The sequence below is a fragment of the Streptomyces galbus genome (genome assembly GCF_005280195.1).
GTDB lineage: Bacteria > Actinomycetota > Actinomycetes > Streptomycetales > Streptomycetaceae > Streptomyces > Streptomyces galbus.
The window spans coordinates 1-232 of the sequence record NZ_SZPR01000104.1; the positions used below are offsets into that span (position 1 = coordinate 1).

Below are 232 nucleotides of genomic sequence, written 5' to 3' on the forward strand. Positions count from 1 at the left end.
CGATCTGGACGCTGCACGCCGCGTTGCGGGTAACGGCTTCTATTATCTGATGGGCGACATCGCGCGTCTGCACTCTGCCGTTATCGCGTATGCGCGCGATTTTATGATTGACCGCGGTTTCACGTATGTTATCCCGCCGTATATGATTCGCAGCGACGTCGTTACCGGCGTTATGAGCTTTGCGGAAATGGATTCCATGATGTACAAGATCGAGGGTGAAGACCTGTATCTC

1 protein-coding gene is annotated in these 232 nt (G+C 53.4%); it reads left to right on the top strand.

Annotation, left to right across the window (positions count from 1 at the left end):
* The coding region (locus E4U92_RS35720) for a hypothetical protein (protein ID WP_479681754.1) at positions 1-232 on the top strand (232 nt) is incomplete at both ends.